21 protein-coding genes are annotated in these 17,018 nt (G+C 35.5%); 2 read left to right on the forward strand and 19 right to left on the reverse strand.

What is annotated here, in order from left to right:
• Positions 1–99 precede the first annotated feature (99 nt).
• Entirely contained in the window at positions 100–906 is an 807-nt protein-coding gene (locus tag BME96_RS14985; protein WP_060680891.1) for a MurR/RpiR family transcriptional regulator, read from the forward strand.
• A 40-nt stretch (positions 907–946) separates the two neighbouring features.
• On the opposite strand, the gene BME96_RS14990 is transcribed toward BME96_RS14985, so the two are convergent.
• Both BME96_RS14990 and BME96_RS14995 read right to left on the reverse strand, forming a co-directional pair.
• Positions 947–1,642: an N-acetylmannosamine-6-phosphate 2-epimerase gene (locus BME96_RS14990; protein ID WP_071649450.1), complete on the reverse strand. Its 696-nt coding sequence runs from the start codon at positions 1,640–1,642 to the stop codon at positions 947–949.
• On the reverse strand, positions 1,643–3,181 hold the full coding sequence (locus BME96_RS14995) for a PTS transporter subunit EIIC (protein ID WP_019379150.1): 1,539 nt from the start codon (positions 3,179–3,181) through the stop codon (positions 1,643–1,645).
• A gap of 163 nt (positions 3,182–3,344) precedes the next feature.
• Here BME96_RS14995 and BME96_RS15000 point away from each other — a divergent pair, with 163 nt between their 5' ends.
• Positions 3,345–3,839 (forward strand): PTS sugar transporter subunit IIA, encoded by a 495-nt coding sequence (locus BME96_RS15000; RefSeq protein ID WP_071649451.1) that lies wholly within the window; start codon positions 3,345–3,347, stop codon positions 3,837–3,839.
• An 82-nt stretch (positions 3,840–3,921) separates the two neighbouring features.
• Here the strand turns inward: BME96_RS15000 and BME96_RS15005 are convergent, their stop codons facing one another.
• From BME96_RS15005 to BME96_RS15075, 17 genes are all read right to left on the reverse strand, one after another.
• Entirely contained in the window at positions 3,922–4,818 is an 897-nt protein-coding gene (locus BME96_RS15005; RefSeq protein WP_071649452.1) for an ROK family protein, read from the reverse strand.
• A 316-nt stretch (positions 4,819–5,134) separates the two neighbouring features.
• A complete protein-coding gene (locus BME96_RS15010; RefSeq protein ID WP_019379147.1) occupies positions 5,135–6,001 on the reverse strand; it encodes an N-acetylneuraminate lyase in 867 nt (288 codons plus the stop codon).
• A 1-nt stretch (position 6,002) separates the two neighbouring features.
• Positions 6,003–6,686 carry an N-acetylmannosamine-6-phosphate 2-epimerase gene (locus tag BME96_RS15015; RefSeq protein WP_060680885.1) on the reverse strand — a complete coding sequence of 228 codons (684 nt, stop codon included), beginning with the start codon at positions 6,684–6,686 and terminating at the stop codon, positions 6,003–6,005.
• A 158-nt stretch (positions 6,687–6,844) separates the two neighbouring features.
• Positions 6,845–7,693, reverse strand: coding sequence for a MurR/RpiR family transcriptional regulator (locus BME96_RS15020; RefSeq protein ID WP_019379145.1), 849 nt, complete (start codon positions 7,691–7,693; stop codon positions 6,845–6,847).
• A 145-nt stretch (positions 7,694–7,838) separates the two neighbouring features.
• Positions 7,839–9,119 carry a TRAP transporter large permease gene (locus BME96_RS15025; protein ID WP_019379144.1) on the reverse strand — a complete coding sequence of 427 codons (1,281 nt, stop codon included), beginning with the start codon at positions 9,117–9,119 and terminating at the stop codon, positions 7,839–7,841.
• A complete protein-coding gene (locus BME96_RS20010; protein WP_019379143.1) occupies positions 9,120–9,587 on the reverse strand; it encodes a TRAP transporter small permease in 468 nt (155 codons plus the stop codon).
• A 19-nt stretch (positions 9,588–9,606) separates the two neighbouring features.
• Complete coding sequence (locus tag BME96_RS15030) at positions 9,607–10,632, reverse strand: sialic acid TRAP transporter substrate-binding protein SiaP (protein WP_071649453.1); 1,026 nt, start codon at positions 10,630–10,632, stop codon at positions 9,607–9,609.
• Between the two features lie 154 nt (positions 10,633–10,786).
• On the reverse strand, positions 10,787–11,743 hold the full coding sequence (locus BME96_RS15035; RefSeq protein WP_083547481.1) for an alpha/beta hydrolase: 957 nt from the start codon (positions 11,741–11,743) through the stop codon (positions 10,787–10,789).
• 205 nt (positions 11,744–11,948) lie between these two features.
• Positions 11,949–12,470, reverse strand: coding sequence for a cupin domain-containing protein (locus BME96_RS15040; RefSeq protein ID WP_071649454.1), 522 nt, complete (start codon positions 12,468–12,470; stop codon positions 11,949–11,951).
• Between the two features lie 113 nt (positions 12,471–12,583).
• Positions 12,584–12,784 (reverse strand): YjfB family protein, encoded by a 201-nt coding sequence (locus tag BME96_RS15045; protein WP_071649455.1) that lies wholly within the window; start codon positions 12,782–12,784, stop codon positions 12,584–12,586.
• Positions 12,785–12,910: 126 nt separating this feature from the next.
• The gene (locus BME96_RS15050; protein WP_071649456.1) at positions 12,911–13,261 is read right to left on the reverse strand and encodes a hypothetical protein; all 351 of its coding nucleotides are present in this window, start codon (positions 13,259–13,261) and stop codon (positions 12,911–12,913) included.
• Between the two features lie 158 nt (positions 13,262–13,419).
• On the reverse strand, positions 13,420–13,959 hold the full coding sequence (locus BME96_RS15055) for a hypothetical protein (protein ID WP_071649457.1): 540 nt from the start codon (positions 13,957–13,959) through the stop codon (positions 13,420–13,422).
• 83 nt (positions 13,960–14,042) lie between these two features.
• Positions 14,043–14,198 (reverse strand): hypothetical protein, encoded by a 156-nt coding sequence (locus BME96_RS19650; protein ID WP_156036028.1) that lies wholly within the window; start codon positions 14,196–14,198, stop codon positions 14,043–14,045.
• Entirely contained in the window at positions 14,191–14,625 is a 435-nt protein-coding gene (locus BME96_RS15060) for a hypothetical protein (protein WP_071649458.1), read from the reverse strand. The genes BME96_RS19650 and BME96_RS15060 overlap by 8 nt, the downstream gene beginning before the upstream one ends.
• A 102-nt stretch (positions 14,626–14,727) precedes the next feature.
• A complete protein-coding gene (locus BME96_RS15065; RefSeq protein ID WP_060680877.1) occupies positions 14,728–15,411 on the reverse strand; it encodes a DUF443 family protein in 684 nt (227 codons plus the stop codon).
• 250 nt (positions 15,412–15,661) lie between these two features.
• Positions 15,662–16,369: a DUF443 family protein gene (locus tag BME96_RS15070; protein ID WP_071649459.1), complete on the reverse strand. Its 708-nt coding sequence runs from the start codon at positions 16,367–16,369 to the stop codon at positions 15,662–15,664.
• Entirely contained in the window at positions 16,370–17,014 is a 645-nt protein-coding gene (locus tag BME96_RS15075; protein ID WP_019379160.1) for a DUF443 family protein, read from the reverse strand.
• Positions 17,015–17,018: the final 4 nt, after the last annotated feature.

Genomic DNA, 17,018 nt, shown 5'->3' on the forward strand with positions numbered 1-17,018 from the left:
TCTTATTTATCAACACTATACTTTCAAACCAAATCACATCTAGGCTATAATTATATGTATATTGAATAATTAACCTTTCTTTAACTTGGGGGCAAGGAAATGAAGTCTATTCTCGATCAAATTCAGCTAAAGTACCAAACATTAAGTAATACAGAAAAGAAAATAGCGGATTATGTAATGCAAAACAATACAACTTTATTAAATATACATATAAAAGAGTTGGCTCAGCAAATTGATGTTTCTGTCGCTACAATTACACGATTTTGTAGAAAAGTAGGGGCCAGCGGATTTGTAGAATTTAAAATTCTACTTAGAGATGCCGTAGAGAGGAGAGACGAACCACATGACGCTATTGAAACCGTTGATTCTATTTATCAAACGATTATCAAATCAACTAACTCCTTAACAAATATTCAGGATTACAAAACGGCATGTAGCTGGGTGCTGGATTCAGAACAGATACATATATATGGACTTGGGAGCTCTGGTTTATCTGCCCAGGAGTTAAAAACACGAATAGCAAGAATGGGGTTATTTGTGGATACACATATTGATTCACACGCCATGATCATCAATGCTTCTATTCTTACGGAAAGAGATGTCGTAATTGCCATTTCCAGCTCCGGGCAAACAAAGGAGATCATTGAAGCTATAAACTTAGCTAAACAAAAAGGAGCTAGAGTAATTTCCATTACGAACTATTCAGAAACAGATTTAGCTAATAGTTCAGACTTAATTTTATATACAGCCAGCATACAGCATTACCTTGATAAAGGATTTTTAAATAGTCAATTGTCCATCTTAATTTCGTTGGATATTCTTAGTATGATGCTTTTGCAAAATGAACGTATTTACAATAAACATAATGAAACTTTACGTGCTTTACATGCATATAAAAAAGCATAGAATCCACGAAAAACACGACATGAATTCTATGCTTTTTTCTTTAATTCCAGGGCTGAATTGCTTCTGCAAATTTTTCTGTGATTAATTGTGGTCTTGTAATTGCACTGCCGACAACGACAAAATGTGCTCCATTTTCTAATGCTAAAGCAGCCTTGGTTGGTGTATCAATTTTTCCTTCCGCAACCACAGGAATGGAAACTGCTGCAACTATTTTCTTCAGTATAGCAAAATCATTCGCGAAAATACTGTCACCCTCAGTGGCTTTTGTGTAGCCAACAAGTGTTGTGGAAACACAATCAAAACCTGCCTTTTCTGCTTGAATGGCTTCTTCTACCGTAGAAATATCCGCCATGAGTGCAACGTCTGTTCTATTCTCTTTTACATAGCGGACATGATCTGCAAGTTTTTCTGCGTTTGGTCTGCTTCGATCTGTAGCATCCATTGCAATCATATCGGTATCAGCCTTCAACAACGCCTCAACTTCTTTTAATGTAGGGGTAATGTAAATCGGGCTGTCCGGATAATCTTGTTTTATAATGCCAATCACCGGCAGATTCACTTTCGTTTTAATTTCCTTAATATCTGCAACCGAATTAGCACGAATTCCCTTTGCTCCGCCTTGCAAAGCGGCAACTGCCATTCTTCCCATAATCATAGAAGAATGTAAGGGCTCATCTTCCAAGGCTTGGCAAGAGACAATCAGTTGGTTCTCCAGCTGTTTTAATACACTTTTCATTTATAACTCTCCCAATTCTTCTTCAACTTGATTCTTAATTGTCGTTACTTCTGGTCCATAAATAACCTGAATGCCGTTACCGCTTGCTACTACACCTTTAGCACCTGTTTTGTTTAATTCTTCTTTGGACACCAATTCCGAGTTATGAACACTTACGCGGAGACGGGTAGCACATGCGTCCACATCTTTAATATTGGATTTTCCTCCAAGTCCTTTAACAATCGCTTCTGCTCTTTCATTTTTAGTGAAGTTTTGGACTTCCACGTCTTCATCTTCACGACCAGGTGTCTTAAAGTTAAATTTACGAATAACGAATTTGAATGTGAAGTAATACAAGAAGAACCATGGCACACCAATAATCGGCACCCAGATCCAGTTTGTTTTGTCCACTCCTTGCAATACACCAAACAATAGAAAGTCGATAAACCCGCCTGAGAAGGTTTGACCAATTGTTATTTCAAACATATGTGCAAGCATAAAGGCAATCCCATCATAAAAAGCATGAATTACATATAGGACGGGGGCAATGAATAAAAATGAGAATTCGATTGGTTCGGTAATACCAGTTAAAAAGGAAGTAAGACCCGCGGATAACATTAATCCAAGTACTTTCTTTTTATTCTTTGGCTTAGCAGTGTGATAAATTGCTAAACATGCACCAAGCAATCCGAACATCATGGTAATATGTCTTCCGGCCATGAAGCGAGCTGTTCCGATGAAGAATTGCTCTACATCCGGCTGTGCCAGTTGAGCAAAGAAGATCCGTTGAGTTCCCTCAATTAGGGTACCATCAATGATCATGGATCCACCTAAGCTTGTAGTCCAAAATGGAATATAGAAAATATGATGTAAACCAAACGGACCAAGCAGACGTAAAACAAAACCATAAATAAATGTTCCGATATAGCCTGTTGCTTCAACCAATCCTCCAAGTGAAAAAATACCTGATTGAATAATAGGCCAAACATAAAATAAAATAATTCCTAAAATAATTGAACTAAAAGCGGTGACAATTGGAATAAATCGGGAACCGCCAAAAAATCCTAGAAAACGCGGTAATTCAATTTTATTATATCTTTGATGTAGCCAGTATGTTAATAAACCTAAAGCCACACCACCAAAAACCCCTGTTTCCAGAGACTGAATACCAAGGATCATCCCTTGTCCAACCTCTGCAAGATCGGTTTCTGCAAGTTTCCCTGTAATAATAAGCATGGCATTAATTGTTGCATTCATAACTAAGTATCCCAGAACAGCTGCTAAACCAGCTGTACCTTTATCAGATCTGGCTAATCCAATAGCAACCCCAACAGCAAAAATAATTGCTAGGTTTGCGAATACTATATTACCTGCAGAACTCATAATCGTAAAAATTGCTTGCAGCCATGCTTGATCAAGGAAAGGATAAGCTTCAACTGTTGCCGGATTGCTGAAAGCTCCACCAATTCCTAAAAGTAAACCAGCTGCTGGCAATACAGCAATGGGAAGCATGAATGATTTACCAAACCGCTGTGCTTGTTCAAAAAGTACTTTTTTCATCTTTTCACCTCTATTATTTTTTGAAAATGATTTACATATTAATAATAATATTGTAAATTATTATTATAAACACTTTTTTGTAATTTCATTAATTTGGCATGGTTTTTTCTAATATGTGCAAACTACCAGTACTCTTATTCATTCTTTTTCAAGGAGGAGAAATATGTTTAAAAAACTTTTTAGTAAAACAGACAATAATACGAAACTTTCTCTCATTGCCCCTTTGGATGGCGAGGTTCTCTCATTGGAGGAAGTCCCGGACCCTGTATTCGCCGAAAAAATGATGGGAGATGGCATGGCAATAAAACCTAGTAGCTCTACTGTCTACTCCCCCATACAAGGAAAAGTGATGCAGGTCTTTCCAACAAAACACGCTATTGGCTTACAAGCAGAAAATGGAGCTGAAATATTAATCCACATTGGTTTAGAGACAGTTAACTTAAAGGGGGAGGGCTTTGAAGTTTTTGTTAAAGAAGGAGATAGCGTAAAAGTTGGAGATAAGTTAGTTCAATTTGATACGCAAATAATCGAACAAAAAGCTGCTAGTACTATTACACCAATTATTATTACCAATACAGCTGATATGGGGGAAATCAAAAAAACAGAAAAGAAACAAGTCGTAGCAGGACAGGATGAAGTGATGGTGGTTGATAAATAGGAAGTCTGCAGAAAAAGATACAGGAAAAAACCGCATAAGATTTAATCTTATGCGGCTTTCTAACTTCTTAAGGGGTATTTAGCTATTCATATTTATCCATAAAATGCTTTGCTGCTCCTAGGAGATTAGCTTTATTATCATTTTCAGCAAGTTTTATGGAAAGCTTTTTTCGATGGTTAGGCATTAATTTATCATATAAAGATGACTCGATAGCATTTAAAAGCAAATCCCCTTGCGCTGTGATGCCTCCACCAATAACAATTAATTCCGGGTTAAAAATATGAACGAGTGACTGAAGTCCTGTAGTCAAATCATCTACCCAGCTTTCAAAAATATTTACAGATGAAGCATTTTCTTCTCTAACCAATTGGAAGAAATCTGGAAGAGACTTCTTATTACCTGTAGATTCAGCAACTAATTCAGCTAATGCCGCACTGGATGCATATCGTTCATAGCAGCCATTATTACCACAAGTACATGGCTTGCCATCCTTGTACAGATTTATATGTCCAAATTCACCAGCTGAAAAGTTAGTCCCAGTATAAAGCTTCCCATTCATAAATAGAGCTCCACCAATACCAGTTCCAATGGTTACGCAGATAAAATCATCATAACCTTTTGCAGCTCCCTTCCAATGCTCTCCGATTGCTGTGCAGTTTACATCATTCTCTACACTTACTGGCAGACCTGCATGCTCTGATACCAACTGTGCAATCGGAATTCCTGTATAGCCGGGGATTGTGTCAGTTGCATGAACAACCAAACCATTAGTACTATCTATTTGACCTGCTGTGCTAATCGCGATCCCAGAAACCTCCCATGTTTCACTGAGTTCATCACATATATCAAGTATTTTTTGAACTAACGCCATACCACCCTGATGAGCTTCTGTAGGCTTACTATCATGATATAGAAGCTCTCCGTCCTTTGTAAGCACACCAAACTTAATTGCTGTTCCGCCAATATCAATAACAATCATATTTTTAACTCCTTTTAAATATGCAATTACTTTCCTGGTTGAGAGAGAACCTTGCTCATTTGAGAAACAAAACGCTTATTTGAGAGAGCACCCTTCCCATTTGAGAAACAAAGCGATTATTTGAGAGAGCATCCTCTCATTTGAGACACGCACTCACTCTTTTGAGAGAACGCCCCTCTCATTTGAGAATCAAAACGTTTATATGAGAGAGCACCCTTCTCATTTAAGACACGCACTCACTCTTTTGAGAGAACGCCACCCTTCCTCTCCAAGAAAAAAGAAGGAAGAAAAATTAATTCCCTCCCCCCTTTAATAATTACATGTATTTTTCTGCTAATTCTTTCGCACGGGCAACCTTTTCAGCTGAAATCTGCTTCATTGGCTTACGGCAATAGCCTGCATCGACACCTTTAGTCTTTAACATTTCTTTAATTGTTTGGTAAAGACCGTTTGCCAGAATAGCACTGATAAGATCATTCGTTGTACGTTGAATTTCCAACGCCTCCGTGATCTTGCCTTGTTGTGCTAATTCAAAGATTTCACGAGCTCGCTTACCGTTTACATTAAATGTGCTGCCAATCGCTCCATCAATGTTTAGTACACTTGCAGGAAGTAGCATTTCATCAAATCCGGAATAGATTAATTTATCCGGGAATGCATGACGTAAACGCTCCAACAGATAGAAATCAGGTGCTGTAAACTTCACACCAATAATCCGATCATGTGCTAGTAACTCACCAAATTGGTCTAAGCTCATATTTACACCAGTTAATGCAGGGATGGAATAAATAATCATGTCATTATTTACTTCGTTAATGATTGTTTCATAATAATCTTTGATTTCTTCAAAATCAAATTTGTAATAGAAAGGTGTTACAGCTGAAATAGCATCATATTTTAACTCTGTAACAAATTTCCCAAGTTCTACTGCCTCATCAATATTTAGTGAACCGATTTGAGCAATTAGCTTCACTTGGTCTCCAGCTTCATCTTTAACAATTTCAAAAATACGTTTCTTCATTTCCGTAGTAATCAGGAAATTCTCTCCTGTGCTGCCATTAACATATAGTCCGTCAACCTTTGATTGATCAATGTTGTGGCGGACGATTTCCCGAAGTCCCTGTTCGTTAATATTTCCTTGCTCATCAAATGAACACATTAGTGCTGTAAAAATACCTTTCATGTTACTCATCCCTTCCTTTAATTGCTTGGACAAATTTTTCCGTTATGCATTTAGGTCTCGTAATGGCACTACCCACTACTACTGCATGTGCACCGACATCTAAAGCCATTTTTGCCTTTTCAGGTGTGTCAAAATTTCCTTCAGCGATTACTGGAACATCTACATGTTCCACAAGCTGCCGGACTAATTCAACAGGCTTTGTTCCCTTAGAATAAGGTGTATAGCCTGCTAGAGTCGCTGCAACAATATCTACTCCTGCTTCAGCGGCCATTACACCTTCTTTTAATGTAGACACATCAGCCATAAACAACTGATTTGGATACTTTTCACGAACCTCTGTAAAGAATTCCTTGAAATCTTTACCATCCGGGCGTTCTCTATCTGTCCCATCAAAAGCAATAATGTCTGCACCTTCTTGATAAAGTTCATCTATCTCTTCGATCGTCGGTGTAATAAAAACATCATTATTCGGATAATCCTTTTTAATGATTGCGATGATAGGAAGTTCTACCTCTTGTTTAATCGCCTTAATATCTTTTACCGTGTTGGCACGAATACCAGCAGCTCCGCCAAGCTTCGCTGCTAATGCCATCTTGCTCATAATAAAATCGCTATGCAGTGGTTCATCTTCCAATGCCTGACACGAAACAATTAGTTGATTTTTTACTTTTTCCAGTATTTCCATATAAAAACCCCTCAGTAGCCTTTTCGGTTTACCATATTAAATGGATCACTTACTATTTTTTCTTCTGTTGTCATTGTAGTCTTATGAAAGTTAGTTGTCAATATCTTCAAAATTATTGACAACTAACTAATATTTTCTTATTAACGAAAGGAGTTCGTTTAATATAATTTATTTGCAGCATTTTCACTGATCTTCATTTTAATTTGTTTTGCCCTATCCACATTTTTCATCGTTAATCCTGTACAAATTAAATCAATTAAGTAAAGCTGGGAAATTTTCGATACTAATGTACCATTATCCAACGGACTTTCCTTCACAGAGGATAAAAGAACATAATCGGACAAGCGAGTGAGTGGTGATTTCACATAGTTTGTCAACGCAATCACCTTTGCTCCGTTCGCTTTGGCAATTTCCACTGTATCGTAGACGTCTTTCGTACTTCCGGAAAGACTTACAGCAATGACCACCGTATCTTCCGTCATAGTTGATGCCCTCATTACTTGAAAATGCGGATCGGTCAAAACTTCCGCATGTTTACCAATACGCATCAATCGATTATGCATATCCTCACATGCTATACCAGAAGAGCCCACACCAATAATAACTACATCCTGACTATCATCGATGATATCCACACACTGATTTAACACATCCAGATCGACCATTTCAGCAGAATCATTAACAGCCTGAACAATATGACTGCGGATTTTCTCCACGATTGTACGATCATTATCATGATTTGGAACCATAATTTGTTCCTGGGCTAATAAAAATTTAAAGTCCTGGAAGCCTTTAAAGCCAAGCTTCCGAAAGAAACGCAGTACAGTGGCCTCCGCAACGCCGCTTGCTTCTGATAGTTCTGTTAAGGAGTTATAGATTACCGCATCTTTATTTTCATTAATATAGTTGTATATTTTATGCTCTGACTTCGTAAAACCCGGTTTGTTCTGCTCCATGATTAATGTTGGCTTTCGCTTATTCCCCTGAACAGCATCCTTATTTAACATCCCATCCCCGTCCTTTACCATAAATAGTTAATGATTACTATAAGTATATCAAAGGTTATAAAGAAAAGCGCAAGTGCCTATTCTTGTATACCCCATATCCTTAAAAAAGGAGAAAAATACATGAAGGTATTTTTCTCCTTACCTCTTATGGATTCAGTAAGTTTGGTAAAAACAGTACAAGCTGCGGGAACAGTGTAAGTAGTAGCAAGGTTACTGCAAGTGGAATTAAGAACGGTATAACTCCTCTTGTAATGACATGCATTGGAATGTTCCCTACCTTGGACACCACAAACAAGGCCATACCCATTGGTGGTGTTAAAATACCTATCATTAAGTTTAAAATGACAATAATTCCAAAGTGTACCGGATCAATTCCTGCACTTACCACAACCGGAACCAATATAGGAATTAATAAGATCAACAATGCTAAAGACTCAATAAACATACCAAGGAAAATCAGCAATACGTTAATGAGCAATAATAGCAAGATTGGATTAGAGGTTACATTCAAGAAGAAATCAGCTACTTGAATTGGAATTTGCTCAATCGCAATCATTTGTCCAAAGAACTCCACACCAATGATCATTAATACCGCAATCCCGGTTAAACGCATGGAGTCTACGACATTAATAAAAAATTTCTTTAAAGTTAGTTCCTTGTACACAAAGAACCCTAGGAACATCGCATACAAAGTAGCAATTACTGCCGCTTCTGTTGGTGTAAAGAAGCCGGAGAAAATTCCGCCTATAATAATTACTGGTGTCAGTAATGCCCAAAAAGATTTCTTAAAATAATTAAATCGTTCTTTTCCTGATGCTTTCTCTGCCTTTTGATAACCACGTTTCTTTGCAAGAAAGTAAGCCATAACCATCAAGCTCGCTGTCATAATTAAACCAGGAATGACCCCTGCTAAAAATAAAGAAGCAATGGATTGGTCTGACACTACACCATAAATAATTAACGGGATACTTGGAGGAATAATTGGTCCAATAATTGCTGAAGCAGCTGTTAATCCTCCAGCATAATCATCATCATACTTCTCATCACGCATGGACTTAATTTCCAACTGACCAATACCACCAGCATCTGCTAATGCGGAACCGGACATACCGGAGAAAAGAAGACTTGCCATGATATTTACATGACCTAATCCGCCGGTAAAATGACCGACAAATGACTTTGCAAAGTTAAAAATACGCTCTGTAATTCCTGATGAATTCATTAACGAACCAGTTAAAATAAAGAAAGGAACTGCCAATAAAGAGAACGTATCAATACTGTCAATTAACTTAGCAGCAGAGAAATACGCCATGTTCCAATCATTGGTAGCGAAATAAACGAGCGCAGCAATAATTAGCGTGAATCCAACCGGCATTCCAAGAAATAGTAGTACGAGCCAACCAATAAGAATTGCAACTGCACTCATTTACTCCACCTCCCCTTTCTTCTTGATGTGTTTTACGTTTACTTCTATCAATCTATAAAGCATAAGAATGGAGATGATAGGTAAAGCCGCATACATATACATATAGGAAATATGCAAGGAAACAATTTCTACAGGCACCTTACGCAATGCCATAATATAACCCAAATAACCAATCACGGCAATTGCCACAAAGATTGCCAATTGAAAAATATAATAGATCGCATTTCGAATAACAGGGGGGAACTTATTAACAAAATAATCAATGAGTACATGGTTGCTTTCTTTGATCCCGAATGAGATAGACAGATAACCAACATACACAAAAATAAATTTCGCCAATGCTTCTGACCATGTTAATGGTATATCAAATAATTGCCGGGAAAAAATTTGCAGAGTCAATATCATCAACATGATGATGAATAATGACCCTCCAATAATTTCTTCCAGGTTAGCAAAAAACTTCTTCATAAGACTTCACCTTAACTTTTTATTTTGCTTCCTGAATTTGTTTTAGATAATCTTCAGCTCCGTCGCCGATTTCTTTCAAATATTTTGGATATGCTTCAGAAACAGCTTCTTTAAATGGCGCTAGATCTGGTTCGGTAACGGTTACACCTTCGTCCTCAAACTTGGAAACAAGCTCTTCTTCTTGCTTCTGTACCATCTTTGTATGCTCATCTGCTGCCATGTTAATTCCGTCGATTAAGATTCCTTGTAAATCTTCAGGTAATTTTTCAAGTGTTTTTGTACTTACAACATACTCGTTATCATTTACAACATGATTTGTCATTGCAAGGTAATCCTGTACTTCATAGAACTTCTGTGCATCGATTGTAGTCAATGGATTTTCCTGTCCATCTACTGCATTTGTTTGTAAAGCTGTGTATACTTCTGTAAATGCCATTGGAGTCGCAGATGCGCCAGTATACTTTGCATAGTCTAACAATGTATCTGCTTCAGGTACACGTAATTTTAAACCTTTCATGTCCTCAAGCTTTTCAATTGCACGATTGGAAGTAGTTTGACGTGTACCATTATATGCACTCGCAACAACTTTCCAGTTATACTTCTCTTCTAAATCTTTTAATAAGTTCTTACCGTAATCTGTATTGTTAATTGCTGCTTTCAATTGTTCGAAATCATCTACTACATATGGAAGTGCCAATAGAGATGCACGTGGCTCCCAAATTCCAAAACGTCCAGCTTCTGCCAATGTCACATCCAATGTACCTTCTTGAAGTTGTTCAAGCATTGCACGGTCATCCCCTAGTTGAGAACTTGGGTAAATTTTAATTGACAATTGACCATCACTTTCTTTATCAACATATTCAGCTAATTTTTCAGCAGCTTTATATTCTACTTGCTGATTACCAGCAACCAAACCAAATTTCAATTCATAGCTTTCCTTGGAGTCTCCTCCCTCTGCTGATCCTTCTCCACTATCATCAGAGCAGGCCGCTAAACCTACTAATGCTAGAAGTAGAATTCCTAAGTAAAGTAAACTTTTCTTCATTTATAAATCCCCCTTTGAAATTTGAAAAGCAGCTAAAAGCGCTTTCATTTAATTTACATAAATATTATCATTAATGATGATCAATTGTCAACATTATTTTTTATTTGATTATGAAATGTCATGAAATTAAAAGAATCATAATTAACGAGATTTGTTAGTTATTACAAAAATAGCTTAGCTTGATAGATCTATAAGCAAATCTCAAAGCAGAGACATATTCGCTTTCAGCTTTTTTGCTAATAGCTGCTTCCGGTACCATTGATTCGAAGCCATGAAAGCAACCCGGATACAGATGAAATTCAACCGGCACACCAGCTTCACTTAGCTTTTGTACATACTCCAATGTTTCATCTTTAAATGGATCCAAGTCGCCAACACACGTGTATGTTGGAGGGAGATTACGATAATTTTCTGCAAGACTCGGTACGGCATACATATCTATTGATTCCATTGGTAAGTCACCTAAATAGTGTTTCCATGCCTTTTGTGTAAATATTCCATTCCAAATTCGCAGGTCGGAAATTTCTTGACTGGAAGATGTTGCAATACGGTTATCTATCATTGGATACAATGGCATCTGGAAGGCTATCTTGGGTCCTTTTCGATCTCTTGCCAGGAGGGATAGTGCCGCAACTAAACCACCGCCTGCACTTACTCCTGCAATGGCAACTTTTTCAGGATTTATTTTTAACTCTGTTGCATGATCCGTAATCCATTTTAATGCTGTATAACAATCATTTAATGCCGCAGGATAGGGATTTTCAGGAGCTAAACGATAGGCAACAGAAACCACAGTACAATTTGCTTCTAACACAAATCGTTGGCATAAACGATCGTTAATTTCCGGCTTGCCACTAATGTAACCGCCACCATGAATCCATAAAAGACACGGCTTTTCGCCCTGATCAGCCTCTATGTTTGCATACATCCTTAACCGGATTTCATGCTCTTCCTCTCCCTGTATGTATCGATTCGTAATCGCTATGTTTTCATGTACCGGCACAGCTTCTCTTTCATCGCCAGCACGCAGTTCTTGCACGTTGTCTATATTCTTCTCTGTTAGTCGTTGAAAATATTTCTTTAAATCAGGATGGACCCGCTCTTCTATCATTTTCTTTTCCCCTTTTTGAATTTAATATTTTTAGAAAAGGACTGGTTTAAAAAGCAGTCTATCAATTTGATAACTTACTGTCAATTACACTTTTATAAAAGACTGATAGTTTACAGAAGGAGTATATAGGTCTCCTCTCCTTCAATTAAGTGAGATTTGAAGAAAAAAGAACAAGCACGTTGCAGCTTGTTCTCCATCCAACCATTTATTCCGGTATATGCTCATATGCCAATTTTTTAATAATTTCTTTATGATGAGGGTAATTGGATAACAATTGATCCTGAGTAAATAACTCAAAATCCTGAAAATCAAATCCAGGTGACACCATACAACCAACAAGTGAATAAGTATGCTTCTCCTTAACAGACGATCCAAAAATAGTGCCTTTAGGAACTACCACTTGTGGAATTTCCCCATTTTCAAGATTTAACCCAAGCTTTACCTCCTCATCTTGCCCATCTCGCTTAATCATATGAATGGTTAAGGGACTACCTGCATGAAAATACCACACCTCATCAGACTTCAACCGATGAAAATGGGACACATCTTCAGAGGTAAGCAGAAAATAAATGCTCGTATACAGTTTACGTTGTTCTGCAAAATTAACGGTTAGTTCCTTATCGGAAATCGCCTCTTCCGACTGATAAGTGCTTTTATAATACCCTCCTTCAGGATGGGCTTCCAGACCAAGCTTGGAAATGAAATACGCAGCTTCTCGTTTATTCATGATACACTCTCCTTTGCATTATCTTTAACTAAAATACTAATCCTATTTATCGTTAATTTCACTCATCACGAACAAAAATAGCAGCCTTTTAGTGGCTGCTATTTTTAAATTTCCTATCCTTTTATATCTACATTACCACCTATATGCGGCTGAGCAGCACGTTGTATGATCGATGCATCTGTTGTACCAAGTAATTCCCGCATTGCTGCTCCCTCTTGCTTTGCATCTCCCATAGCCATTTTCATTACAGACAAAGAGGCTTGTTGTTGTACTTTACCTTGACTAAGAGCCATCGACATTAACGCAACATCCATTTTAGCTTACCTCCTTTTTTTGTTCTTAAATTATTGTACTAGTGTGTAGCAATTGTTGTTATTATCGGCTAACTTTTATTTATGTAAAGGTATTATAAGATTAAGAGGGAAGATATTTATGATCGCCTATTTCTTTTTTAGATAGCACGCATCACTTTCGTGAAAACCCAATCCCTCCAAAACTACCTCTTCATTACTTGGCATCTTTATTTTATATGTGTATATACTTGATTTTTTATCATAAAAAAATATTTCCTGATCGTCTGAATAAACTAGATACTTGAAGTCCCTCTCGTATGTCTGTATGTAAACTTTACTATCATCTTTAAACTCAATCCCTTCTTGAAAGGGATAACAATTTGGCTCGCCTTTTATTTCTCCATCTTCATATCCAGCTGCAGCCTCCCACTTGCCGTCTAACAAGCTTTCATCAATTACTTTTTGATCACATCCTATAAGAGTGATTAGAATAAGCATAAATAATATTCTCTTCAGATTTTCTCACTCGTTAAAGTTTAGATTTTCACAAAATGTAATTGCTCATACTTATGACTATCAAGGATTTCAAAGTGATATTATAATGAAGCTTCAGCTTACAACTGACTCATTATTTAAATCAGAATGGAGAGAGTAGTTTATTGGTTAATAATAGTTTTATATAGCAATTTTTCATCCTTAGAATAAGCTTCTATTCTAACACTCCCAGAAAAAAGGTCTTCCTGATACGCAAAATACATAGCTTTATGATTATTAGGAACTTTAGATAAATTAATTTCATTATTATTTTCAAATGCTCGGACTTTAACGACATCTTCATCCGCAGTAGCAATCAATATCACTTCTTTTATATAATCATCTTCCCATTGAATTCTTTCTCTTTTTATATTAAGCTTTTTTTTAGTTGTTTTGCTGGATACAAAAGCCTCATCAGCTACTTTCCAGCCCCAGAAATCTTCAGCTAGAGCATACACTTTGAAGCCCTCTTTTGTTTTAGCCACTCCAAAAGATTCTTTTTGGTTTATATTTTCTACAAGGGCCGTTTTTCCATTTTCCTCCTTTAGTGCATCAGAAGCTGTAGGATGAACAAAGAATTCCTCCCATATAAAAGACTTAAATAATATTAGTGCAATGACCAACATAAGCAACTTATATTTATTTGAATGAATTTTCCTCATTTATCAATCTACTCTCTATCAAAGTTAATTAACCTATTTAGTCAAAGGGACCTTTTAAAGACAGTAATGAAAGCAAAGCATTCCTACCATACTAATTCTTTTGTATCTTTATTTTTCCTCATAAACATAATTTCATCTTCTTCATGATCTGTTCCTACCATAAGCTCCAAAGAATAAAAGTCATAAAGCTCACCCAAATAATTTGCAGTTGGTTTAGTTAAAGCGCTATTTTTACTCACTTCTTTTGCCAACACCTTTGCACAACTTTCTCCAAGCTCTTCTTTTTTCCTCCTCGGAAGAATTGTGTTTCACTTTCATCGCACAGGAAATTGTTTCTTCTTCCACTTCTATTACAGCTTGTAATATATCATTGTTATTTTCTAAATTATCAGTTGCAGCATGAATTTGCTTTTTTGTAACCACAGGAAAGTCTTGAGTTTTAACCATTAGTATAATTAAACCAAGAATTAAAATTAACCCCAAAAAAACCCCGCTAAAATGCTTTCTTGATAATCGCTGGTTAGCAACTAAAATTAAGCTTATTATTAGTGTCGCTACTCCTAAAACATAACCAATCATGCTAATACTTGAATTTATAATAAACATTGCAAGCATAAAGACGAGAAAAATCAGTATAGGGCCAATGTAAAAAAATTTGTTATTCATGTTTCAGCCTTCGCACCCTCTCTTTAATTACAATGAACAATTTTTTACTTCATCTCAAGTTAAGTGAAGTAAATTGCTGCTATACAACTTACACGTTTTTAACTAATAATTATTTAGAAATTTAATCTTTGTGCTACCGGGGACGACGGTAGCAATATTTAAAATTAATAGAACCAGTCCCATAAACATAAAAAACAATAACATCATCACATTTCCATATATGACAAATGATGCAATGCATATTATATTAAACGCAATAATAAATAAGTAACTAAATAGAAATTTAAAAACATATTTAAATGACAGGGGTTTTATCCGTACTTTTTCAAAATTAAAATTACTTGAATTAATTATATTGGATAAACTTTTTTTGTTCATTTTACTTAAAAATATTCTAATTAAAACAATTATAATAAAGGTGATGGAAAGAACGGAATAAATAAACAAAGATGTTATTTGTATATTAAAATAGTCCATTATTGGTCTTAACAGATTGGCTAGAAGTATGGATACGCCAACTCCAAAAATACTAAATACTCCTGATTTAGATTGAGAATCTTTAGGATTTTTAAGTTGATCTATTTTACTTTTGTCGTCTATTCTAAAAACATAGTGTGAGCTCAACCAGATAGCAAATGGAAAGAAAAACACCCAAAAAGAACGATCTTTATCAAAAATGTAGGTTTCACCATTAATTGTAAGCAAATTATATCTCATATTTTTATTTACAAATTCAACCTCACAATTCACAGTTTGTGCACTACCCTTCTTTTGTCTATGAAACATTTAATTCTCCTTGTGTTTCACACGTGAGATTACTTCATCTTTTATAAAAGCTTCGTTGCTTGTTGCTCAATATTCACCTGATAAAGTACTAAACCACTGTAGATAATACAACTCGAAAAATTAAATATTTATTTCTTCTACTTACAAGATTGGTCCTCTATTAATATTCATGAGTTTACTTGTGCTTTTTAAAATAAACAATTTGAACCAATTGAAAACTTACTTTCTCCTTACCTATCGAATTTTATAATTAATGAATATTTTCACTGCCAACAGAATTAGCATTTACAAATTTAATCTTTGTTCTACCGGGTACGACGGTAGCAATATTAAAAATGAATAGAACGAGTGCAAAGATCATAAAAAACAACAATACCATTATATTTCCAAATTCAATAAACAGTGCAACACTAAGAATATTGAACGCTAAAATAAATAAGTAGCCAAATATAAACTTAAGAAAATGTTTAATAGACTTTGGTCTAATTCTAATTTTTTCCATTTTTATATTCTCTATCTCAATTATATTGCATAAACTTTTTTTGTTTATTTTACTTAAATACTTTCTAATTGAAATGATTATAAAAAAAGCAAATAAAAGAATTGAATAAGTAAACAGTGGTGTTATTTGTATATTAAAATAGTCCATTAGTGGTCTTAGTAAATTAGCCAGAAGTATGGATACGCCAACTCCAAGAAAACTAAATAACCCTGTTTTAGATTGAGAATCTTTAGGATTTTTAAGTTGATCTATTTTACGTTTGTCGTCTATTCTAAAAACATAGTGTGAGGTCAACCAAATAGCAAATGGAAAGAAAAACACCCAGAAAGAACGATCTTTATCAAAAATGTAGGTTTCCCCATTAATTGTAAGCAAATTATATCTCATATTTTTATTTACAAATTCAACCTCACAATTCACAGTTTGTGCACTACCCTTCTTTTGTCTATGAAACATTTAATTCTCCTTGTGTTTTGAATGTGAGATTACTTCCCCCACAGGAATAGCTAATAAGCTTATTAAGAATAAAAAGGCTAACAAAAATAAAGTAATTACCAACACCAATGCATTTCCGTGGATCAAATAGAGCGAGCTCCCCATTACGATAAACAATAAAATAAAAAAATAACTGAATAGGAATTTAATTATATACTTTAAAGACCTCGGCCTTACTAATAGTTTGCTCTTTTGTAATTCGTTTATATTTACTTTCGAATTTAAATGACGCTGAAACATCTTGTTCAAATAAGATAAAAAAATAAAACTAACAATCAACAGGAATACAATGACTGAAATATTAAATATCAAAGATGTAGGTATATCAAAAATGTTGATAAAGGGAGTGATTAAGCTAGCAATCAAAATAGATATTCCAGTTCCGAATATAGGTCGTGTGTTGCTCTGTTTAACAGAAAGGCTAATTAGTTTTTCAACAATTTGATAATCTTCAATTTTATATACCTTATGAGGCAGAAACCAATATACAAACGGAATAAAAATCTTCCATAATGAGTCTCCTACATCCATAATATAACTACTATTGTCCATGCTTAAAATTCGGTATCTTGGATTTTTATATACTCCTTTTATATCACCGTACATTAAC

Origin of the sequence: Virgibacillus halodenitrificans, from assembly GCF_001878675.1 — a bacterium.
In the GTDB taxonomy this organism is placed as follows: domain Bacteria; phylum Bacillota; class Bacilli; order Bacillales; family Amphibacillaceae; genus Virgibacillus_Q; species Virgibacillus_Q halodenitrificans.